Source organism: Micromonospora sp. NPDC005413, from assembly GCF_040606435.1.
GTDB lineage: Bacteria > Actinomycetota > Actinomycetes > Mycobacteriales > Micromonosporaceae > Micromonospora.
The window spans coordinates 215461-239983 of sequence record NZ_JBEXEV010000001.1 but is presented as its reverse complement, the minus strand read 5'-3'; the positions used below and the strand labels follow the sequence as shown (position 1 = coordinate 239983).

Genomic DNA, 24523 nt, shown 5'->3' with positions numbered 1-24523 from the left:
ACGCACAAAATGACCCTAGTCGGTCTCGTCGCCCTCACCGCTCAAAATCCCAGCGAATGACTCGAAGCAAGCCCACCCTCCGTCAGGCAATGCCCCACCAGCGCCACGTAGATCCGCCGGCCGTTGTCCCGGTCCAGCGCCCATTAGTCGCCACTCTTCTGCCCCGATCCCGAGCAGCTCGCGCTGGCGTCCGGGGGATCGTGGTGATGAACAGGTGTCGATGTTCGGGATGATCCGATCTGGTCCGGAAATGAGACTCGGCCGGCCGCCCGGTGCCGACCTCCCACCGGAGCTCTTTTATCCAGTCGACCGTGCACGGTTTCGAACCGTGCGACCGACGGCAATGGACGAACGCGCAACGGCCCGCACCGAACGCATCGACGGCCAGCACGATCTGCGGATCCCATCAAAGATCATGAGTGCAATCCTGTGACAGGGAGCGCATCAGAAGAACGACAGCTGTCGCATGAGCGATTGATCACCGACCCCGGCCTGGATAGCTTCCGAGCCGCGGGCGACCGATCGGCCGGTCGTGTCACCGCATGCCCGCACCGCATCCGTGGCCGCTCTGACAGCCCGGCCGACCCCTCGTCGACCGGCCGTCGGAGCAGGTTCGGACACCCATTGTCACGAGCATTGCCGAGCCAGGGCCGCGGCGACGGTCCGGCCACTGCTGGCACCAAGGAGGAGACGGACGCAATGACCGACGTCATGAGGTCTCGGCAGGCGGCGCCCGTTCCGTCACGCCGGCTCGACCCTGCGGGCGACCCGGTCGCGGCCACTCACGAGCAACGCCAGATGTGGTCGTTGAGCCGCCTCGACCCCGAGCCGGCCAGCTATCTGGTGCCGCTGGCGTACCGGCTCATCGGGCCGCTGGACGTGGGGGCGTTGGCCGCAGCGCTCGACGAACTGGTGGCCCGGCACGCCGCGCTACGTACCACCCTGGCACCTGCCGACGCGACCGTGGGGCCGTCGGGGCGCCTCGTCCAAGTGGTCCACGAGCCGCACCCGGGGCTGTTGCGGGTGCACGACCTGAGCGGGCTGCCCGCCTGGCAACGCGACCAGGAGACGCAGGCCCGGATGCACGCGGAGACGCGCATCCCGCTGGATCTGGAACGCGGACCGGTGCTGCGGGCCAGCCTGCTGCGCTGCGCGCCGGAGGAGCACGTGCTCCTGCTGACGTTCCACCATGTCGCCGTCGACGAATGGTCGCTCGGCATCCTTCACGACGAGTGGGAACGGCTCTACGCCGCCCACCGCAGCGGACGGCCCGCGGACCTCGATCCGGTCGCCGTGGACCAACGCGGTCACGCGGCGTGGCAGCACGATTGGCTCCACGGGGCCGAGGCAGCGGCGCAGCGCGACCACTGGCACGCGCAGCTCGCCGACGCGCCCGCCGTCCTGGAGCTGCCCAACCGGGGCCCCCGGCCCGAGGTGCCGTCCGGCGCGGGTACCACCCTGTCGGTCCCGCTGGACGTGCCCACCGACGGCCTGCTGGCGCTGTGCCGACGCGTCGGCGTCTCCCCGTACATGGTCATGCTCACCGTCCTGCACGTGCTGCTGGCGCGCTGGACGGGGCAACGCGACATCGTGGTGGGCACGCCGGTGGCGAACCGTCGGCGAGGCGAGGCGCAGAAGCTCGTCGGGCTGCTGCTCAACACCGTCGCCGTCCGTGCCCGACTGGACGACGACCCCACATTCGAGACGCTGCTCGGACGGGTGCGCACCGCCGCCCTCCAGGCCCTGGACAACGGTGAGCTTCCCTTCGGGGCGCTGCTGGAGTCGCTGCGCCCGGCCCGCCGACCCGGCTTCACCCCGCTGTTCCAGGTGATGTTCGTGTACGGCCGCGAGGCCACACCGCCCAGCCTCGACGGCCTCGACGTCACCCCGATCGAGATGCCCTGCACCACCGCCAAGTTCGACCTCACCGTCTCGGTACGGGAGAACGACGACGGCGTGCGGACCGTGCTGGAGTACCGCACCGACCTGTTCGACGACGACGCGATGGCCCGCCTCGCCGGACACTTCCAGACGTTGCTGCGTTCGCTGGTGGCCGACCCGGGCGCACCGGTCGGCTCGGCCGTGATGCTCACCCCCGAGGAGTACCGGCAGCTCGTCGTGGAGGCGAACGGGACCGCCACCTCCGCCGAACCCGACGATCTGGTCCACGAACTGATTGAACGGCAGGCGCGCCGGACCCCCGACGGCGTAGCGGTGACCGACGAGGCCACCGTGCTGAGCTACCACGAGTTGCACACGGCGGCCGAGGCGCTGGCGGAGACCCTGCGCGGGCGGGGCGTCGGCGTCGGCAGCCTGGTGGGTGTGCTGCTGCCGCGCTCGGTGTCGTTCGCGGTGGCGGTGCTCGCCGCGCTGCGAGCCGGCGCGGCCTACGTACCCATGGATCCGGCGAACCCGCCCGCCCGGCTGCGCTACCTGGTCGACGACACGGCCACCCCGGTCGTTCTCACCTGCGCGGAGCTGGCGCATCTGGTGCCCGACGGCAGGGCGCTGCTGGTGCCCGACGTGGACACGCCGGTCGCGCAGGCCCAACCCGGTTGGGAGGCCGGCCCGCGGCGACGGCCGCGACGGCGGCCGGCGCCCTCGGCGGACGACCTCGCGTACGTCATCCACACCTCAGGGTCCACCGGCCGTCCCAAGGGCGTCATGGTCACCCATCGGGGCGTCTGCAACTACGTGCGCTGGGCCGCCCAGGCCTACCGGCTGCAACCCGGGGACACCGTCCCGCTGCACTCGTCGGTCGGGTTCGACCTGACCGTCACGAGCCTGCTGGTCCCGCTCATCAGCGGGGCTACCGTGCTGATGCTCGGAGATCACCTCGGCCCGGAGGCGCTCGGCGAGGCGCTGCGCCACCAGCGGCCGGCCTTCGGGCTGGTCAAGATCACCCCGGCCCAGCTCGACCTCGTCAGCCACCAGCTCAGCCCCGCCGAGATGGCCGACCGCACCCGGTGCTTCGTCATCGGCGGCGAGAACCTGCGCGCCGACCAGGTGACGGCGTGGCGGGCGCACGCCCCTCACACCAAGCTGGTCAACGAATACGGACCGACGGAGACCGTGGTCGGCTGCGCCGCGTACGAGGTCGACCCGGCCACCCCGGAGGACGGGTCGGTGCCGATCGGCCGGCCGATCGCCAACACCGAGCTGTACGTGCTGGACACCTGGCTGAATCCGGTCCCGGTGGGCGTGGTCGGCGAGCTGTACGTCGGCGGAGCCGGCGTGGCGCGCGGCTACCTGCACCAGCCCACGTTGACGGAGGAGCGGTTCGTTCCGCACCCGTTCTCGTCCGTCCCCGGCGCGCGGCTGTACCGCACCGGGGACCTCGTGCGACTGCGCCCCGACGGGAACCTCGAATACCTGGGCCGCACCGACAACCAGGTCAAGCTGCGCGGTTACCGGGTCGAGTGCGGCGAGATCGAGGCGGCGATCCGGCGGTGCCGTCCGGACAGCGACGTGACGGTGCAGCTGCGCCGCGACGACCCGGACGACCCGCGACTCGTCGCGTACGTGGCCGGAGGGTCGGAGACCGATGCGGCGGCCCTGCGGACGGCGCTCGCCGCCGAGCTGCCGTCCTACCTGGTGCCCGCCGCCTTCGTCTTCCTCGACGCGTTGCCGCTGACCCGCAACGGCAAGGTGGACGCTGCGGCGCTGCCCGCGGCCGGTCGAACCGTGCCACGGCAGCGGATTACGGTCGAACCAGCGCAACGGGCGACCGCCCCCGCCGAGCCCGGACCAGCGCACTGGGACTCCGCCCGGATCCGGCTGGAACGGCTGGTCGTGCAGGTGTGGGGCGAGGTGCTCGGCGTCGCGCAGGTCGGGACGCGGGACAACTTCTTCGACCTCGGCGGCCACTCGATGCGCCTGCTGGCCGTCCTCGAACGGCTGCGCGCGCAGCTCGGTGACGTCGTCACGGTCACCGACCTGTTCCGAAACCCCACGGTCGAATCCCTGGCGACGTTCCTGACCACCGTCACCACCGGCACGACCGCCCCTGCCGCCGCTCCGGTCCGCAATGCCCGACCAACGACCGGCGCGACCGGCCACACCGGCCAGCCCAGCGGACTGATCGCCGTCGTCGGCATGGCCTGTCGCTTCCCGGGCGCGCAGACCATCGACGAGTACTGGCACAACATCCGCACCGGGGTGGAGTCGGTAGGGGAGTTCACCGTCGAGGAGATGCTCGCCGACGGGGCGGACCCGACCCGGCTCGACGATCCGGCGTACGTCCGGGCCGGCACCTGGCTGCCCGGGATCGACGAGTTCGACGCGGCCTTCTTCGGCGTCACGCCCCGGGAGGCGCAGACCCTCGACCCGCAGCACCGGATGCTGCTGGAGTGCGCCTGGCACGCGCTGGAGCATGCCGGCTACGACCCGTCCGACCACGCCGGCCGGATCGGCCTGTTCGCCGGGTCGGGTCGCAGCACGTACCTGCTCGACAACCTGAGCAGCCACCCGGAGCTGGTGCACAGCATCGGTGAGCACCAGCTGTCGATCAGCAACGACAAGGACTTCCTGCTCAGCCGGGTCGCCTACAAACTCGACCTGACCGGCCCCGCGGTCACCGTGGCCACGGCCTGCTCGACCTCGCTGGTAGCCGTGCACCTCGGCCGGCAGAGCCTGCTGACCGGCGAGTCCGACCTGGTCCTGGCCGGCGGGGTCAGCGTCTTCCCGGCGCAGCGGCGCGGCTACCTCTTCCACGACGGCGGGGTGTACTCCCCCGACGGGCACTGCCGACCGTTCAGCGCCGACGCGCGCGGCAGCATCGCCTCCAGCGGGGTCGGCATCGTCGCGCTCAAGCGGTTGGAGGACGCGGTCGCGGACAACGACACCGTCTACGCGGTGATCCGCGGTTCCGCGATCAACAACGACGGCGCCCGCCGCACCGGCTACACCGCGCCGGGCGTCGACGGCCAGGTGGCGGTGATCAGCAGCGCCCTCGCGTCGGCCGGCGTGGACCCCCGGTCGGTGAGCTATGTGGAGGCGCACGGTACGGGTACCAGCCTCGGCGACCCCATCGAGGTGACCGCCCTGACCGAGGCGTTCCGGCGGGGCACCGACGAGCAGGGCTTCTGCGCCCTCGGCTCCGCCAAGGCCAACATCGGGCACACCGACGCCGCGGCCGGCGTGGCCGGCCTCCTCAAGACGATCATGGCGCTGCACAGCCGTACGTTGCCGCCGACCATCAATGTGAGCCGACCCAACCCGGCGATCGACTTCGAGAACAGCCCGTTCTACCTCAACGACACCGCCCGGCCGTGGCCCGGCGACGGCCCACGCCGGGCGGGGGTCAGCTCGTTCGGCATGGGTGGCACCAACGCCCACGTCGTGTTGGAGGAACCGCCGGCCACGGCCGCCGCGCCGCCGGCCACGCCGGCCACCGGGCCGCAACTGCTGGTCGTGTCGGCGCGTACGGTCGAGTCGCTGGAGCGGCAGACGCGCCAGGTCCGCGACTGGCTCGGCGCGTACCCCGAGGTGGACCTCGCCGACGTGGCGGCCAACCTGGGCCGGCGTCAGCCGATGACCCACCGCCGTTTCCTCGTCGCGGCGGACCGCGCCGATGCGCTGGTCGCCCTCGACGAGCCGCAGCGTCAGTTCAGCGGCGCTCACCCGGGCGGCCGGCGCGCGCTGGTGTTCGCCTTCCCGGGGCACGGCGCCCAGCACGTGGCGATGGGCGCCGGCCTGTACCGCGCGGAGCCGACCTACCGGGCGGTGGTGGACGAATGCGCCGAGCTGCTCCGCGACGACCTGGGCCTCGACCTGCGTACGCTGCTGTGCCCGGCGCCCGACGGCCATCCGGAGGCGGAGCGGCTGCTCGCGCGGCCCCGGCTGATCCAGCCCGCGTTGTTCGTCACCGAGTACGCCCTCGCCCGGTCGCTGCTCGCCCGCGGGGTCACCCCGGACCTGATGGTGGGACACAGCCTCGGCGAGTACGTCGCGGCGTGCCTCGCGGGTGTCTTCTCCCTGGACGACGCGGTGCGGCTGGTGAGCGCCCGCGGTGAGTTGGTCGAACGGACCTCGCCCGGGGCGATGCTCGCGGTGAGTTTGCCCGAGACGGCGGTGACCGGGCTGCTGACGGACGGCCTGTCGCTGGCCGCCGTCAACGCACCCGAGCTGTGCGTACTGTCCGGCGCTCCGGAGGCGATCGAGGAGTTGCGTCGACGGCTGACCGCCGACGGGATCGAGTGCCGCCCGCTGCGGGTCACCCGGGGATACCACTCCCCCCTGCTCGATCCGGTGCTCGACGAGTTCGCCGACCACGCACGCCGGGTGACCTACCACGAGCCGGATCGCCCGTACCTGGCCAACCTGACCGGAGGTCCGGTCACTCCCGGGCAGGTCACGGACCCCACGTACTGGGTGCGGCACATGCGGGAGCCGGTCCGGTTCGCCGAGTCGGCCGCGCTGCTCGCCGAGCAGGACGTCGTCCTCGCGGAGTTGGGCCCCGGGCACGCCCTCGGTGGCCTGGCCCGGTTGGCCGGAGTGCGACCCGGCCAAGTGGTGGCGGCGATGCGGCACCCGCGTGCCGACGCCGACGACCTCACCACGATGCTCGACGCGGTCGGCCGGCTGTGGCTCTCCGGCGCGCAGGTCGACTGGCGACCGTTCCACGGTGGGCCCCGCAACCGGCTGGCGCTGCCGGGCTACCCCTTCGAGCGGCACCGCTACTGGGTGGAGCTGGCGTCACGGAACAGCACGGCGGATCGGCCGCCCGCTGACCCGGGCGGCCCGCAGGTGCCCGAGCCCGTCGACGTCGGCAACCGGCCGGCCGTCAGTACGGCCTACGTCGCCCCGAGCACGCCCGCGCAGGAGCGCGTGGCGGAGCTCTGGACCGAGCTGCTCGGAATCCGGCCGATCGGAGCGCTCGACAACTTCTTCGAGCTGGGCGGGCACTCGCTGCTGGCCACCCAGTTCGTCGTACGGCTGCGAGCCCGGCTCGGCGTCGCGCTGCCGCTGGAGGCGGTCTTCGCGACACCGACCGTCGCCGGGATCGCGGCGGCTCTGCCGGCGGCCGGCACCGCACCCGCCGCCGCGCCCGAGCAGCCCGTCTCCGTTCCGGCCATCCCGCGCGCCGAACCGGACGTCGGGCCGGCGCCACTCTCCTCCGGGCAGCACCGACTGTGGTTCCTCGACCAGGCGTACGCGCAGAACGCCTATACCGTCGGCACGGCACTGCTGCTGGACGGCGCCCTCGACGTCGAGGCGCTGCGCCGGGCCCTCGCGGAGCTGACCCGTCGGCACGAGTCCCTGCGTACCGTCTTCCCGCTCGGAGGAGACGGCGACCCCGTGCAGGACGTCCTGCCGCCCGGCCCGGTCGACCTGCCGATAGTGAACGCGCCGACGGGCGCGGATGACACCTCCCCGGTCCCCCGCAGCATCGTGGAGCCGACGGTCGCCGACGCGGTGCCGCCGTGGGCGCACGCCGCCCTGGCCGCCGACGTCGGCCGCCCGTTCGACCTGGCCCGTGGGCCGCTGTTCCGGGCGGTGCTGCTGCGCATCGCCGACGACCGCCACGTGCTGTCGCTGACCATGCACCACAGCGTCTCCGACGGCTGGTCACTCGGCATCGTCGCCAGCGAGGTCGCCACCCTCTACTCCGCTGCTCTGGACGGTCGTCCCGCGCCGCTGCCCGAACTGGCCGTCCAGTACAGCGACTACGCGCGCTGGCAGCGCAGCCGGCTGGCCGACGCCGACAGCGACGACTTGCGGTACTGGCGCGAGCAGCTCGACGGGATGGCGAGCGTCCTGGAGGTGCCGACCGACCGGCCCCGGCCTCCCGTGCAGACCTTCCACGGCGCTGTCCACGCCCGGGTCCTGCCTCCGCGGACCGCCGACGAGCTGCGTCGGTTCAGCCAGGTTCGCGGCGCCACGCTCGCCATGACGGTGCTGTCCGCCCTGAAGGTGCTGCTGTGGCGCTACACCGGCCAGCGGGACATCTGCGTCGGCACGCCGGTCGCCGGACGGGTCCGCGCCGAGCTTGAACCCATGGTCGGCTTCTTCGTCAACATGCTGCCGTTGCGGACCTCGATCGACGGCGAGTGGACCTTCGAGGAGCTGCTCCGGCAGGTACGGCACACCGCGCTGGGCGCGTACGACCACCAGGAGGTGCCGTTCGAGCGGCTGGTGGACCTCGTCGACGCGCCCCGCGACCTCAGCCGAAACCCGCTGTTCCAGGTGATGTTCAATCTGCTGAACCTCCCCGAGCAGCGGGACCTGGGGACGACCGGGCTGCGGATGGTCCAGTTCGCCGTCGAGCCGGGCATCGCCCAGCAGGATCTCGCCCTGTACGCGTACGAGGTGGCCGAGGGGCTGCGGTTCCGGTTGGAGTACAACACCGACCTGTTCGACGCGACCACCGCCGAGCAGATGATGGGACACCTGGAGACGCTGCTCGCCGCCGCCGTCGCCGACCCCGGCGTCCTGCTGGCGGACCTGGCCGTCCTCACCCCCACCGAGTTGGCCCGCGTCGGCGAGTGGAACGACACCGCCGCCCCGCTCGGCTGGGCCACGACCGGCCGCGACGGTGGGACACCGACCCTGGTCGAGCTGATCGCACACCAGGTCGCCACGAACCCCGACCGGCCCGCCGTGACGTTCGGGGCGACCACCCTCACCTACGCCCAGCTCAACGCCCGGGCCAACCGGCTCGCGCACCGGCTCCGCCGGGCCGGCGTCGGCCCCGACGGCACGGTCGCCGTCTGTCTCAACCGCTCCGAGGACCTGCCGGTCACGCTGCTCGGTGTGCTCAAGGCCGGCGGCGCGTACGTCCCGGTGGATCCCGACTATCCGATCGAGCGGCAGCGGTACGTGCTGACACACAGCGGCGCCACGGTCCTGGTCACCGAGGCTGGCCTCACCGACCGCTTCGCCGGGTACGCCGGCGAGGTACTGCTCAGCGACGCAACTCGGCAGAGTGGGCCGGACACGGACCCCGAGCCGCTCGCCGGGCCGGACCACCTCGCGTACGTGATCTACACGTCCGGCTCGACGGGCCACCCCAAGGGGGTCCGGGTGACGCACGGCGCGGTCGTCAACACCCTGGCCGCCATGCGCGAACGGCCGGGCCTCACCAGCGACGGCACGATGCTCGCGATGGCCAGCTTCGCCTTCGACATGTCCGTACCGGAACTCTTCCTGCCCCTCGTTGTCGGTGCCCGGATGCTGCTGGTGGGCCGCGACGTCGGCTACGACGCGCCGCGACTGGCCGCACTCCTCGCCGCCGAGAAGGTCACCCTGGCCCAGGGCACCCCGGCGACCTGGCGGCTGCTCATCGAGTCTGGCTGGACCGGACTGCCCGGCCTGACAGCCGTGTGCGGCGGCGAAGCCGTGTCCGCACCGCTGGCCCGGCAGCTCGCCGAACGGGTGGGCGCGTTGTGGAATCTCTACGGCCCGACCGAGGCCGCCGTCTGGTCCACGATGGAGCGACTCGAGCCCGGCTTCACGCACCTCACCATCGGCCGCCCGATCGGCAATGTTCGCGCCTACGTACTCGACCCGCAGCTCTCCCCCGCCCCCGTCGGCGTACTCGGTGAGCTGTACCTCGGCGGCGCGGGACTGGCCCGCGACTACCTCGGCGACCCGGAGCTCACCGCGCAGCGGTTCGTGTCGGACCCGTTCTCCGATGGCCGGCTGTACCGCACCGGCGACCTCGGCCGGTGGTTGGCCGACGGCCGCATCGAGTTCGCCGGCCGCAGCGACTCGCAGGTGAAGGTGCGCGGCTTCCGCATCGAACTCGGTGAGATCGAGGCGGTGCTGCGCCGCCACCCGGCGGTCCGCGACACCGCCGTCGTGGTCCGCGAGGACGACGGCGAGAAGAGTGTGGTGGCCTACCTGACGCTGACCACCGACGTGGACGCGGCGGACGGCGGCGCGGCACCGGACCCCGTACCCGATTTCGGCGTCGACCCGACGCCCTGGCGGGCGTTCGCCCGCACCTACCTGCCCGACTACATGATCCCCTCCGCGTTCGTGGTGCTCGACCGGATGCCGCTGAGCGCCAACCGCAAGGTCGACCGGGCCGCCCTGCCGGCACCGGTCCGCGGCGGGGCAGGTGTCGGCGCGACGCCGCCCGACACCCCGCTGCGTAAGGCGCTTGCCGAGCGGTGGGCGCGGGTGCTCGGTTACGACACCGTCGGCATCGACGACGACTTCTTCGACCTCGGCGGCGACTCCTTCAAGGCCATCAAGGCGCTCGCCGGGAACGATCCGGCGATCAGCGTCCTCGACCTGTTCCGCCACCCGACGATCCGGGCGTTGACCGACCACCTGGACGCCACCGGGGGGTCCGCCGGGCGGCTGCTGCACGAGCTGACCCCGTCGCGACCGGCGACGCCGACGCGGCTGACGCTGGTCTGCGTACCGTTCGGCGGTGGTAGCGCGATCACCTTCCAGCCGCTCGCGGACGCCCTCCCGGCGGGTGTGGCGCTGTACGCCCTGGAGCGGCCCGGCCACGACGTGAACCGCCCGGACGAGCCTCTGCTCGGCATGGACGAGCTGGTGGACCGCTGTGTCACCGAGGTCCTCGACCAGATCACCGGGCCGGTGGCGGTGTACGGGCATTGCGTGGGCGGTGCCGAGGCGGTGGAGCTGGCCCGCCGTCTGGAAGCGGCCGGCGTCGAGCTGACCGGGGTGGTCGTCGGCGCCCACTTCCCCGCCCCGCGACTGCCCGGCCGGCTGTTCACCTGGCTGCGCCGATGGTTCCCGATGGAGCGCTGGTGGTCGAAACGGCGGACCCTGGAGGCGCTGCGCGCGATGGGCTTCTTCACGGAGGTCTTCGACGAGCGCGAGAAGGACTTCGTGATGCGGGTGGTTTTGGCCGACTCCGCGAAGGCCGAGGACTACTACACCGCTGTCTACGCCGAGGGTCTGCCGCGGAAGCTGTCCGCCCCGATCGTCAACATCGTCGGCAGCGGCGACCGCGCCACCGAGCTGTACCAGGAGCGGCACCTGGAGTGGGAGTTCTTCTCCGACCAGGTGTCGCTGGAGGTGATCGAGGGGGCCGGGCACTACTTCGCCAAACATCAGCCCGCCGAGGTCGCGCGCATCATCCAGGCGACCTGCGATCCGTCGACCGCGAGGCCCGTCGAGCCGCCGGCCGACGCCGCGCCTCCGCCTGCCGACGTGGCCGTAACGGCGGTCCCGGAGCCGGCGACGGATCGCACCCTGCCCGCCGCACGTCGTGCGATGCCCAGCCTGACGGTGTTCTACCTGATCGCCATGGGTCAGCTCGTCTCACTCATCGGCAGCGGGCTGACCGGCTTCGGCATGGGCCTGTGGGTGTACCAGCAGACCGGGTCGGTCTCGTTGTTCGCCACCGCAACCGTCCTGGCGCTGTTGCCCGCCGTGGTGCTGTCCCCCGTGGCGGGTGCGCTGGCCGACCGGTGGGACCGACGGCTGATCATGATCATCGCGGACTGTCTGGCCGCGACCGGCACGGTGAGCCTCGCCCTGCTGCTGTGGCTCGGCCAGCTCCAACTCTGGCACGTGTTCACCGCCATCACCGTCACGGCGGTGGCGACCGCCTTCCAGCTACCCGCCTACCTGGCGGCGGTCACGCAGTTGGTGCCCAAGCGGTACTACGGGCGTGCCAACGGGATCGTCTCCCTCGGCACCGCGACGAGCACGGTGCTGGCACCGCTGCTCGGCGGTGCGCTGGTGATCGCGGTCGGGCTGCGGGGGATCGTCGTCATCGACCTGCTCACCTTCACCGTCGCGGTGGCCGTGACCCTGTCGGTCCGCTTCCCGAACACCCTGTTCGTACGCCAGGAGGAGTCGTTCCGACGGGCGGTCCTCGGCGGCTGGCGGTTCATCGTCCGCCGGCACGGCCTGGTGGCGCTTGTCGTGTTGACCGCGTCGCTGAACTACTTCTTCGCCATGGTCGAGGTCCTGGTCACCCCGCTGACCCTGTCGTTCGGTGATCCGGCCGTGCTCGGGTGGGTGCTCGCCGCCAGTGGCGTCGGCATGCTCGTCGGCTCGGTCCTCATGGGTGTGTGGGGCGGCACGGCACGGCGGACCACCGGCATCCTGGCCAGCGTCGTGGTCCTCGGCGCGTCGCTGCTCACCGTCGGCTTGCGCCCGCACCCGCTGTTCCCGGCCCTCGGCCTGTTCGGCATGGGCCTGGCCACGGCTCTGGTGAACACGCACTGGCTGGCCATCGTGCAGGCGAAGGTCGGGCTGGAGCTGCAGGGACGGGTGCTGTCCATGGGTCAGATGCTGTCCTGGCTGATGGTGCCGGCCGGCTTCCTCTCCGCCGGTCCGCTCGCCGAGCACGTCTTCGCCCCGCTGGTGTCGCCCGACGGTGTGCTGGCGGCCGTCGTCGGCACCGGACCGGGTCGGGGTATGGCGCTCGCGGCGATCGTCGCCGGACTCTGCTCGCTCGCCCTCGCCGCCGTCGGCATCGCCTACCGACCGATCCGCGACGTCGAGAACGAACTGCCCGACAGTGATCCCGGCACGGTCATCGTCGCCGACAAGGACCACGTGCAGGCCGAGGCCGACCGTCGACTCGCGGTGCACCGAAGCCGAGGTGTCGAGCCGGTCCGGGCGGTTGGGCGCGGTGGTCGGCGATGAGCGCCCCCGCCCGACTCGCCGGGCCGACCCGCCGAACCCCCCGACCCGCCGCCGGTGGGCCGACCGACGTGGATTGTCTGCACCGGATGGTTGCCGCACAGGCCGCCCGGACCCCGGAGGCCGAGGCGGTACGGCACGGCGACCGCGCGTGGTCGTACCGTGAGCTCGACGAGGCGGCGAACCGGCTGGCCCGGGCGCTGCTCGCCCGCGGAGTGACCCGGGAGGAACGCGTCGGCGTCTGCCTGCCGCGAACGCCCGAGCTGGTGGTGGCCCTGCTGGCCGTGCTCAAGGCCGGTGCCTGTTACGTCCCGCTGGACCCGGCGTACCCGCCTGCGCGGGTGGCCTTCATGACCGCCGACTCCGGGGCGCGGCTGGTGCTGACCCACGCTGACCTCGCCGACCGGTTCCTCGACCGGGCCGTCCCGATCGACCGACTGGACCTCGTCGGCGACGCGACCGACCCGGCGGTGCCGACGACGCCGACCGATCTGGCGTACGTCATCTACACCTCCGGCTCCACCGGGCAACCCAAGGGCGTGGCCATCGAACACCGCTCGGCGTCGGTGCTCCTGCACTGGACCCGGCAGACCTTCGACGATGTCGAACTGGGCGGCCTGCTCGCCGCCACCTCCGTCTGCTTCGACCTGTCCGTCTTCGAGATCTTCGGCCCGCTCTGCTGGGGCGGCCGGGTGCTGCTCGTCGACGACGTACTCGCCCTCGCCGCCCCCGGCGCGGACCGGCTGCCCGTCACCCTGGTCAACACCGTGCCCTCCGCGATGGGGGAACTGCTCACCGCCGGCGCCCTGCCGGCGAGTGTGCGGACGGTCTGCCTGGCCGGCGAGCCGCTCACCGCCGCGCTGGCCGCCCGAGTGTGGGCGCGTCCGCGCGTGCGCCGACTCTGCAACCTCTACGGCCCGTCCGAGGACACCACCTACTCCACCTGGGCGGAGGTGCCGCCGGACAGCGGGGACCCACCGATCGGTCGGCCGCTGCCGCAGACCCGGGCGTACGTTCTCGACACCGACGGGCGGCCGGTCCCGCCGGGTGATCCGGGCGAGCTGCACCTGGCCGGGGCGGGCCTGGCCCGGGGCTATCTCGACCGTCCCGAGGAGACCCGGGCCCGGTTCCTGCCCGACCCGTTCCGCCCCGGCGAGCGGATGTACCGCACCGGCGACCGGGTCCGGCTGCGCCCGGACGGGCAGTTGGCGTACCTGGGTCGACTCGACGACCAGGTGAAGCTGCGGGGCTACCGGATCGAGCTGGGCGAGGTCTCCGCCCGCCTGGCCGCCCTGCCCGGCGTACGCGAGGCGACCGCCGCCCTGCGGGACGGGCCGAGCGGGGACCCCCTGCTGGTCGGCTACCTGGTCGGCGAGCGGCGCGACGACGTCCGGGCCCGCCTGTCCGGGGTGCTGCCCGCGCCTCTGGTCCCCGCGACCGTGGTCTGGCTGGACCGGCTGCCCACCCTGCCGAACGGCAAGGTGGACCGGTCGGCGCTGCCCTCCCCCACCCTCGGCGACGACGCCTGCTCCGACGCCGGACCGTTCGACGGGACGGCCGGCGCGGTGGCGGCGGTGTGGCGCGAGGTGCTCGGCGTCCCGGTCACCGCCGCCGACAGCGACTTCCTCACCCTCGGCGGCGACTCCCTGCTCGCGGTCCGCTGCGCCATCCGGCTGGCTGCCGCGACCGGTCGCTCAGTCCGACCGGGAGATCTCTTCGCGCACCCGACGGTCGCCGCGTTGGCGGCGCACCTCGACGGGCTGACCGCCGAGCCGACGCCGGTCGGGGAGCCGGTCGGCCCGGCACCGGCCGGCCCCGCTCCGCTCTCGGCCGCGCAGACCCGGCTGTGGTTCCTGCACCGACTCGACCCGGCGGACACCTCCTATCTGCTGGCCTTCGCCGTGCGGTTCGACGCGCCGCTGGACCCCGAGCGGCTGACCCGGGCGCTGCGTCGGGTGGTCGACCGGCATCCGGCCCTGCGCACGGTGTTTCCGTCCGGACCGGACGGACCGATGCAGCACGCCCGGCCCACCGCCGGACCGCCGCCGATCGTCGCGCCGCCCGAACCGGGCACGCCGCTCGACGAGCGGCTCACCCGGCTCACCGCCGAGGCCACCCGGGCCCCCATGGACCTGGCCACCGGGCCGCTGCTCCGCGCCCACCTGATGTCGGACGACACCGGCCGTGCGGTGGCGCTGCTGCTGGTCGTGCACCACATCGTCTGCGACGACTGGTCGTTCGGCCTGATCGTTCGGGAGCTGGCCCGGGCGTACGACACCGAGGGGAACGGCGCGTCGGCGCCGGAGCCCCCGGCGGCGGGGCCGGCGGCGTTCGCCCTGGCCCAGCGGGACTGGCTGGCCGGGCCGGCGGGGCGACGGGCGCTGGGCAACCTGCTCGACGAGCTGCGCGGCGCACCCGACCTGCTCGACCTGCCCGCCGACCCACCGGACCGGTTCGACCGGCGCGCGGCCCAGGCCGGGCCGGGCCGGCCGAGGACCGCCGCGCGGTCCGGTGCGGCCCTGCGGACCACAGTGGACCCTGACACGGCCGATGCGGTACGCGAGCTGGCCCGAGCCGAACGGGTCAGCCTGCACATGGTCGGGCTGGCCGCCTTCGCCACCCTGCTCGGCGCGGCCACCGGCCGGCACGACCTGCTGATCGGCGTGGCCTTCGCCGGCCGGACCAGCGTCGCCGCTGAGCAGAGCGTCGGCTGCCACGTCAACACCGTGCCGCTGCGGCTACGCCCCGCGCCCCAGCGCCGCTTCGCCGACCTGCTCGCCGAGGCCCGCCGGGCCACCCTGTTCGCCGCCGCCCACCAGGACGTCCCCTTTGACCTGCTGGTGGAACGGCTGCGACCCACCCGCCGTCCGTACCGCACACCGTTGGTGCAGGTCGCCTTCGGCGTGCAGAACGCCCCGCCGGCCCGGCACCGCGGCGCGGCCGGCATCGAGTTCACCGGCGTGGAGCTGACCCCGGACACCGCCCGGCTCGACCTGACCCTCTGGCTCGACGAGCGGCGGGACGGGCTGGCGGCGCTCTGGACGTACCGAACTGACCTGTTCGACCACGACGGGGTGGTCGCGTGGCACCGCCGGTTCACGGCGCTGCTGCGTACCGCCGCCGCCGACCCCCGGCGCAGTCTCGCCGACTGCGTCGACACCTTGGGAGCGAGAGATGACTGAGCAGACCCGGGTCGCGCGGACCATTCCCCGTCGCGGCCGCGACCGCAACCTGGTGGACGTGGGCCCCGACTGGCCCGGCGGCCCACTGCCGGCGCTGGTCCGGGCGAACGTGCCCGACGTCGACCTGAGCGGCTGGCTGGCCGGGCACCGCGGCGAGGTCGACGAGTTGGCCCGCCGGCACGGGGCCGTGCTGTTCCGTGGCTTCGCCGTGGCCGGCGCCGACGACTTCCGCGCCGTGATGGCCGCCCTCTCCGACGAGGTGCTCTCCTACGGCGAACGCTCCTCACCGCGCAGTCAGGTCACCGAGGGGGTGTACACGTCCACCGAGCACCCCGCCGACCAGCCGATCGTGCTGCACAACGAGCAGTCGTACACGGTGAGCTGGCCGCTGCGCATCGTTTTCCACTGCGAGGTGGCGCCGGCCGCGGGTGGCCGTACCCCCCTCGCGGACAGCCGCCGGGTGCTCGCCCGACTCCGCCCGGAGACCGTCGCCGCGTTCGAGCGGCATGGCGTCCTCTACCGCCGCAACTACCTACCCGGTATCAGCCTGACCTGGCAGACCGCGTTCCAGACCGAGCAACGCGAGGACGTCGAGGCGTACTGTGCCCGCGCGCTGGTCGACGTGGAGTGGGTCGGTGACCGGCAGCTGCGGACCCGGCAGGTACGCCCGGCGGTACGCCGCCACCCCGTCACCGGCGAGCGGACCTGGTTCAACCATGCGCTGTTCTTCCACGTCACCTCCCTGCCCGACGACGTCAGCGCCGGCCTGCGGGCCGCCCTCGGCGAGGAGGACCTGCCCTACCAGACCGCGTACGGCGACGGCACGCCCATCGAAGACGAGGTGCTGGCCGAACTGCGGGCCGCGTACGCCGCCGAGACCCGGTCCTTCGACTGGCAGCGCGGCGACGTGCTGCTGGTGGAGAACATGCTCGCCGCGCATGCTCGGGAGCCGTTCACCCCGCCCCGGCGGATCCTCACCGCGATGTCCGACCCGATCGCCGCGCCCGAGCTGACCGAGGCGGTCCGGTCCGGCGCGGTGCCGGACGGGGACAAGGCATGAGCGGGCCGGCGCGTCGGCGCGGTACCGGCACGGTCAGCTCGCCGGTGTCCCGACGGGTGCTCGTGGACGAGGAGTTCGTGCTGCTCGTCGAGGCCGCCGTGCCCGACCTCGACCTCGCCGAATGGCTCGCCGGCAGGCGCGAGGACCTGCTGCCGGATCTGGACCGCTACGGGGCGGTTTTCTTCCGCGGCTTCGAGGTGCGCACCCCCGACGACTTCAGCCAGGCCGCCCGGGCGGTCAGCCCGGACCTGCTCGGCTACCTGGAACGGGCCGCGCCCCGGCACGAGGTCGCCGACCGGGTGTTCACCTCCACCGAGTTCAACGCCGAGCAGTGGATCCCGCTGCACCACGAGATGTCGTACTCGCACAACTGGCCCAGCTACCTCTACTTCTGGTGCGCGCAACCGGCCACCGGCAGCGGCGGGGCCACCCCGCTGACCAGCGAACGGGTCATCACCCCGCTGATCCCCGCCGAGGTGCGGGAACGGTTCCTCCGCTCCGGGGTCCGCTACGTGCGCAACTACGGTCCGCACCTGGACCTGCCCTGGCAGGAGGCGTTCCAGACCACCGACCGGGCCGAGGTGGAGGCGTACTGCGCCGCGTCGGCGACCGAGTTCACCTGGCTCGGTGCCGACGGGCTGCGGACGCGGGCCCGGCGGCAGGCGGTCGCCACGCACCCGCGTACCGGGGAGACGGTGTGGTTCAACCACGCCCACCTGTTCCACGTGTCGAACATGCCGGCGGAGGTGTCCGGCGCGCTGATACGCGAGTACGGCCCGGAAGGGCTGCCCCGCAACGCCTACTTCGGCGACGGTGAACCGATCCCCGACGAGGTGGTCACCGGGCTCCGCGACCTGTATCGGGAACACGCGGTGTCGGTTCCCTGGCAGCGCGGCGACGTGTTGGTGGTGGACAACTTCCTGGCGACCCACGGTCGCGAACCCTTCAGCGGCGACCGGCAGATCCTGGTCGCCATGTCCGACCTCTACATCAACCGGAGCGTCCTGTGAACGGCTACCGTCTGTCCCCCGTCCAGCGACTCGCCTGGTCCGGGAAGCAGGATCTGGTCCGGGCGCGGTTGCGGCTCGACCACCCGTTGGACCCGGCCTGTTTGCAGACCGCCCTGGACGCGGTGGTGGCCCGGCACGAGGCGCTACGCCTGACCCTGGTGCACCACCCGGGCCTGCGGGTGCCGATGCAGGACGTCGACGACAGCCGCAGCGTCACCCTCGGCGCGCAGGGCGAGCTGTCGGTCACCCTCACCGACGATGCCCTGGAGCTGACCGCCACACCGCTGATCGCCGACCCGGCCAGCCTGCGCCTGGTCCTCGCCGACCTTGCCCGGGCGTACGCCGGTGAGGTTCTGCCGGAGGACCCGGAGGCGCTGCAGTTCCTCGACGTCGCCGAGTGGCAGCTTGAGGAGCGCGAGCAGGCGCCCGCCGCCGGCACACCGACCGCGCCGGCCGCGCGGCTGGTCACCCCGCACGGGGACGACCCGACCACAGTGGTTTCCGCGACCGTCTCCGCCGCCGAGCTGACCGACGTGGCGCGGGCCGCCGGCGTCGAGCCGTCCACGGTGCTGCTGGCCGCATGGGCGCTCGCGGTGTCCCGCCGGGCCGAGGGGCCGGAGGGCGCCGACGAGGTGGATCTGGTGCTGGCCCGCTGGAGCGACGGGCGCCACGCCGCCGGGACGGCCGAGGTGGTGGGCCCACTGGGCGGCTACGGCCCGCTCCGGTTGGCCCTGCCGCTGCCCGCCGTACCCGCCCAACTGCTGGCCCTCGTCCACGCCGCGGAGACCACCGCCGACGACACGTTCCACCTGGTCGACCCGGTGGACGAGCAGTCCGAGGCGATTGCCGGCTTCGCAGCGCCGCCCACCGCCGCCCCGGCCACGGTGGCCGGGCTCGGCGGCGTCGTCGTGGAGGTCACCACCCCGCCGTCGGCCGGTCCGCAACTGACCGCACTGACCGACGGCGACCGGATCACCCTGACCGTGGTCGGCGGCCAGTGGCTGCTCGACGCGGTGCTGGCGACCCTGCGGACCCTGCCCACCGCGCTCACCACCGCCGCCGCGCCGGCCGTGGTCGGCGACGACGAGGCACGCTGGCTGGCCGACGCGGCGGGGGCGCCGTCGGAGGCGCCGACGCGTACCCTCGTGGATTTTTTCGACGCGGGCCTAGCGGGAATGGACCAGCAGGCCGTGGCGGTGGTTGACGCGGACGGCGCGTACACGGTCGGTGAGCTGCGGGAGCGGGCCGCGCGGGTCGCTGGCGCGCTGGCCGCGCGCGGCCGGTCGGGCACCCCGGTCGGGGTGCTGGCCGCCCGGTCGCGGGACACGGTCGTGGCGTTCCTCGGCGTGCTGCGCGCCGGTGCGGTCTTCGTTCCGCTGGACCCGGAAGCCCCGGCGTCCCGGCTCGCCGCCCAGGTCCGCGCGGTCGGCGCGGAGATCGTCGTTGGCGATGGCGGCCCGGCGACCGTGACGGTCGACGACCTCGTCGCGGCCGGCGACCGCCCGCCCGCCGCGGTCCCGGCTCCGAGCGACCCGGCGTACGTCATCTTCACCTCCGGCTCCACCGGCACGCCCCGTCCGGTACAGGTGTCGCACGGTGCTGCCGCTCACCTGGCCGACGCCCTGGAGCAGGTCGTGTACGCGGACAGCCGCCCCGGCCTGCGCGTGGCGGTGAACGCCCCGCTCACCTTCGACGCCTCGGTGAAGCAGCTTGTGCAGCTCGGCCACGGCCGCAGCCTCTACCTGGTGCCCGAACAGGCCCGCCGGGACGGGGCCGTGCTGGCCGCCACGCTGGCCGATAATGACGTCGACGTGCTCGACCTGACCCCCTCTCAACTGCGCATCCTGCTCGCCGGGGCGGGTGACACCCGGCTGCCCGGCCTGTTGCTGCTGGGTGGGGAGGCGATCGCGCCCGACCTGTGGGAGACGGTGGCGGCGCTGCCCGGCGTCCGCGCGGTCAACCTGTACGGCCCGACGGAGTGCACCGTGGACACGAGCGCCGCGCAGGTGCGTGCCGGGGACGCCCCGACCATCGGCCGGCCGCTGCCCGGCGTCGCCGTGTGGGTGCTCGACGAGCAGTTGCGGCCGGTGCCCCCGGGCGTGGCCGGGGAACTCTGCGTCAGCGGACCTCAGCTCGCCGACGGATACCGGGGCGATCCGGCGGCCACCGCGCGGCGGTTCGTGTCCGTGGCGTTGCCGTCGGGGCGCACCGAGCGGGTGTACCGCACCGGCGATCGGGTCCGCTTCGACGCCGACCGGCGGCTGCGCTACCTGGGTCGACTGGACGACCAGGTGAAGATCCGCGGATTCCGGGTGGAGCCCGGCGAGGTGGCCGCGGCCCTGCGCGAGCACCCGGAGGTCACGGACGCCGCCGTGGTGGCCCGCGACGACGACGGACAAGGTGCTCGGCTCGTCGCCTACGTGCGGCCGGGCGGCCCAGCGGTCGACGTCGACCGCGTCGCGGGGGTCAACCCGCACGAGACCCGCTACCTGTACGACGAGATCTTCGTCCAGCAGGTCTACCTGCGCGACGGGATCGTGCTGCGGCCCGGGGCCACCGTGCTCGACGTGGGCGCGAACATCGGCATGTTCTCGCTGTTCGTGCACTCCGTCTGCCCGGACGCGACGATCCACGCGTTCGAGCCGGTGCCGTCGGTGGCGGACGTGCTGCGCCGCAACGTCGCCGAGTTCGGCGTACCGGCCACCGTGCACGGTGTTGGGCTGTCCCGGGCGGCGGGGGACGTTTCCTTCACCTACTACCCGGGCTACTCGATGATGTCGGGCCACGCCGCGTACGCCGATCCGGACGCCGAGGTGGCGGTGATCAAACGGTTCCTCGCCAACGAGCGGGACGCCGGTGCGGACACGAGCGACCTGCTGCTCGACCGGGCCGACGAGCTGCTCGCGGACCGCTTCGACGGCCGGGAGCTCACCGTGCCGGTCCGCCCGCTGTCGGCTGTCCTCGACGAGATCGTCCCGGAGCGGATCGACCTGCTGAAGATCGACGTACAGCGTGCCGAGGCGGACGTGCTCGCCGGGCTGGAGGATCGGCACTGGCCGCTGATCGCGCAGGTCGCCATGGAGGTGCACGACGCGGTCGGCGGCGACACCGAGGGCAGGCTGGCCGAGCTGGTCGCCCTCTTCGAGGCGCGGGGCTTCGACGTGGTGACCCGGCAGGACGACCTGCTGGCCGGCACCGACCGGCACACTCTGCACGCCGTACGGCCCGAGTACGCCGCCGATCCACGCCCCGCCGTGGTCGTCCCGACCGGACCGACGGCCGGGCCCCTCGACGAGCGGCTCTCCGGCTGGCTGGCCGACCGGCTCCCGGCCCACCTGGTGCCGGCGGCAGTGGTGCTCCTCGATGAGCTGCCGCTGACCCGCAACGGCAAGCTCGACCGGGCGGCACTGCCCGCGCCCCGCCTCGACCGTCCCCGTGACGGCACGGCGGTGGCCCCCGCCGACCGGGCCGAGGAGATCCTGGTCGAGGCGTGGCGGGAGGTTCTCGGAACGGCGGCCGTCGGCGTGACCGACTCGTTCTTCGCGCTCGGCGGCGACTCCATCCGCAGCATTCAGATGCAGGTCGCGGCCAACAAGCGGGGCCTGTCCTTCCGACTCGGCGACATCTTCACGTACCAGACGATCCGCGAGCTGGTCACGCACGGCGAGATCACCTTCGCCGACACCGACGCGGCCGACGTGACGGTGGCGGCGGAACCGGCCGGACGCTTCACGCTGGTGGCCGCCGCCGACCGGGAGCTGCTGCCCAGCGGGCTCGCCGACGCGTACCCGATGACCGCCCTCCAGCAGGGCATGGTCTACCACTCTGAGCTGACCGGCGACCCGGCGATGTACCACAACGTCACCGCGCACCGGATCGCCGCGCCGCTGGACGAGCCCTCCCTGCGGCGCGCGCTGGCCGGTCTGGTGGCCGCCCACCCGGCGCTGCGGACCGGGTTCGCGATGGGCGCGTACTCCGAGCCGTTGCAGCTCGTGCACGCCGACGTGCCGGTCGAGGTGCCGGTGACGGATGTGAGCGGCGCCGACCCGCAGACCCGCCGGGCTCGGATCGACGAGCTCGTCGCGGCCGAACGGGTACGCCCCTTCGACTGGGCCCGTCCCCCGCTGCTGCGGCTGCACGCCGTCCGGGAGGACGCCGACGCCTTCACTCTGATCATCGCCGAGTACCACGCCATCCTCGACGGCTGGAGTTTGCACCTGTTCCGCAGCGATCTGCTCGCCGCGTACGACCGGGAGCGAGCCGGCACGACGCACCCGGTCCGCCCCGGCCTGCCGTTCCGGGAGTACGTGGCCGCCGAGCGACGCGCCCTCGCTGAGGAGGCGACCCGCCGATTCTGGTTGGACGGCCCGGGCGCGCTACCGCCGCTGCTGCTCGGTGGGGCGGGCCCACGGACCACCACCACCCAGCAGGTGCCGCTGCGGGCGGACATCACCGACCTGGTCACCGAGGCAGCGCGGGTAGCCGGGGTGCCGGTCAAGAGCTGGCTGCTCGCCATCCACCTGCGAATGATCGGTGAACTCGCCGTCCGGGACGACGTGGTCAGCGGCCTGGTGGTCGGCGGGCGGCCGGAGGGAGAGGGCAGCGACGCCACCCTCGGGCTGTTCCTCAACACCCTGCCCGTCAGCGTGAAGCTGGGCACCCGCTCGCTGGCCGAACTGGCGGCCGAGGTGTGGCGGGCCGAACGGGACATGATGGGGCACCACCGCTTCCCGCTCGCTGAGATCGTCCGCGCCGGTGGCTCCGGGCCGCGCTTCGATCACCTCTTCAACTGGACCCACTTCCCGAACGCACCGGCCGGCGCCGAAACCCGCATCGTGGACAGTCGGGGCGTCACCGTGGACGTGGCGTTCAGCCTCGCCGTCGACGCCGAACTGGACCCGGACAGCGGCCGCCTGGCCCTCACCCTCCAGTACGACCACCGCAACATCGCCGCGGACCGGGTGGACGCCTTCGCCGACGGCTTCCGCCGGCTGCTGGCGGCCGACCCGAACGCGCCGCTGCCCGCCGTACCCACCGGCGGGCGGACGGCCCCCGACGACGGGCGGGCGCGATGGGCGACCCGGGTCGCGATGGCCTGGCAGGAGGTGCTCGGCGTCGCGCCGGGCGATCCGGCGACCGACTGGTCGGCGGCCGGCGGCGACTCGCTGCGCGCGTTACGAATGGTCACCGTGCTGCGCCAGCGCCATGGCAGCGACCTCACGCTGCCCGAGTTCGTGACGCTGGGCAGTTACGGCAACCTGGTGGACCGGGTGGCCCGGAAGGATCGACGGTGACCGGCTTCGGCACCAGCGCCGTACACGGCGACGACGGGCTGATCCCCGGTGGGGCGGTGGCGCCGCCGATCGTGCAGAGCGTGACCTTCAGCGCCGAGTCCGATGAGCAGTTCACCGCGATCGCCACCGAAACGCGGGGCAGTGCCTTCTACACGCGCTACGGCAACCCGAACCACGCCCAGGTGGCAGCCGTCGTCGCCGATCTGGAGGGTGCGGAGACGGGCCTGGTCACGGCCTCCGGGATGGGCGCGATCAGCACCGTCGCGTTGGCCCTGCTCTCCGCCGGCGACCACGTGGTGGTGCAACGCAGCACGTACGGCGGCACCACCTCGCTCGCCACCGGACTGCTGCCACGGTTCGGGGTGTCGTACACCCAGGTCGACCAGACCGACACCGCGGCGTTCGAACGGGCGTTGCGGCCAAAGACCCGCCTCGTACTGGTGGAGACGCCGAGCAATCCGCTGCTGGAGCTGACCGACCTGACAGCCGTGGTGGAGTTGGCTCATACGGCCGGCGCGCTGGTGGTGGTCGACAACACCTTCGCCACGCCGATCAACCAACGTCCGATGGCTGCCGGCGCGGACCTGGTGTGGCACAGCGGCACCAAGTTCCTCGGCGGCCACTCCGACGTGTCGGCGGGGGTGGTCGTCGGCTCCGCCGAACTGGTCGAGCGGGTGTGGCAGACGGCCATCGTCACCGGCAGCACCCTCGGCCCGGTGGACGCGTGGCTGCTGCTGCGTGGCATCCGTACGCTCCCGCTGCGGGTCGAGCGGCACAACACCAACGCCCTGGCCCTGGCCCGGGCGCTGGAGGAGCATCCGGCGGTGGCCCGGGTCCGTTACCCGGGGCTGCCGTCGCACCCGCAGCACGCGCTGGCGCGACGACAGATGACCGGCTTCGGCGGGGTGCTCAGCGTCGACCTGAGGGCGGGCCGGGCGGGTGCCGCCGCGCTGCTGGCCGGGCTGCGGCTGGCGAAACGGGCGGCCAGCCTGGGCAGCGTCAGCACGCTGGTGGTGCACCCCCGGTCGATGTGGGCGGGCATCGTGGACGCCGAACAGTTGGCCGCGACCGGCATCGGGGACGGGCTGGTGCGCGTGTCCACCGGCATCGAGGACGCCGCCGACCTGGTGGACGACTTTCTCGCGGCGGCGGACAAGGCGACCGCGGTGGGGTAGCCCGGTGGAGTGGCCGTCCCGGTTCGGCTCCACCGCCAGGGACGGGACGACTGACGTTACCGACAGACGGCCCCACGTCTCTGTGTGGGCGCCCACGGGCCGGCTCGGCGGTCAGCATTCTGGGTTGAACCCCAGGGTTCAGCGGATGCCCACGAAGAACCGGGTCGCCGATCCGGAGTTCGCCGTCGACCGGCCGTCAGGGGTCTACTCTGAAGATCTACCG

General features: G+C 73.2%; 6 protein-coding genes. All 6 read left to right on the top strand.

The window, feature by feature from the left end:
- Nucleotides 1-699 precede the first annotated feature (699 nt).
- Genes ABZS37_RS00940 through ABZS37_RS00915 form a run of 6 tightly spaced genes read left to right on the top strand, consistent with a single transcriptional unit; the run spans nucleotide 700 to nucleotide 24300 of the window.
- The gene (locus ABZS37_RS00940; protein ID WP_355164725.1) at nucleotides 700-12582 is read left to right on the top strand and encodes an amino acid adenylation domain-containing protein; all 11883 of its coding nucleotides are present in this window, start codon (nucleotides 700-702) and stop codon (nucleotides 12580-12582) included.
- Nucleotides 12579-15761, top strand: coding sequence for an amino acid adenylation domain-containing protein (locus ABZS37_RS00935; RefSeq protein ID WP_355164724.1), 3183 nt, complete (start codon nucleotides 12579-12581; stop codon nucleotides 15759-15761). The genes ABZS37_RS00940 and ABZS37_RS00935 overlap by 4 nt, the downstream gene beginning before the upstream one ends.
- Nucleotides 15754-16821: a TauD/TfdA family dioxygenase gene (locus tag ABZS37_RS00930; protein WP_355164723.1), complete on the top strand. Its 1068-nt coding sequence runs from the start codon at nucleotides 15754-15756 to the stop codon at nucleotides 16819-16821. The genes ABZS37_RS00935 and ABZS37_RS00930 overlap by 8 nt, the downstream gene beginning before the upstream one ends.
- Nucleotides 16818-17831: a TauD/TfdA family dioxygenase gene (locus ABZS37_RS00925; RefSeq protein WP_355164722.1), complete on the top strand. Its 1014-nt coding sequence runs from the start codon at nucleotides 16818-16820 to the stop codon at nucleotides 17829-17831. Before ABZS37_RS00930 ends, ABZS37_RS00925 begins: the two co-directional genes overlap by 4 nt.
- Entirely contained in the window at nucleotides 17828-23125 is a 5298-nt protein-coding gene (locus ABZS37_RS00920) for an amino acid adenylation domain-containing protein (RefSeq protein WP_355164721.1), read from the top strand. The genes ABZS37_RS00925 and ABZS37_RS00920 overlap by 4 nt, the downstream gene beginning before the upstream one ends.
- On the top strand, nucleotides 23122-24300 hold the full coding sequence (locus ABZS37_RS00915; protein WP_355164720.1) for an aminotransferase class I/II-fold pyridoxal phosphate-dependent enzyme: 1179 nt from the start codon (nucleotides 23122-23124) through the stop codon (nucleotides 24298-24300). The genes ABZS37_RS00920 and ABZS37_RS00915 overlap by 4 nt, the downstream gene beginning before the upstream one ends.
- The last annotated feature ends 223 nt before the right edge of the window (nucleotides 24301-24523 follow it).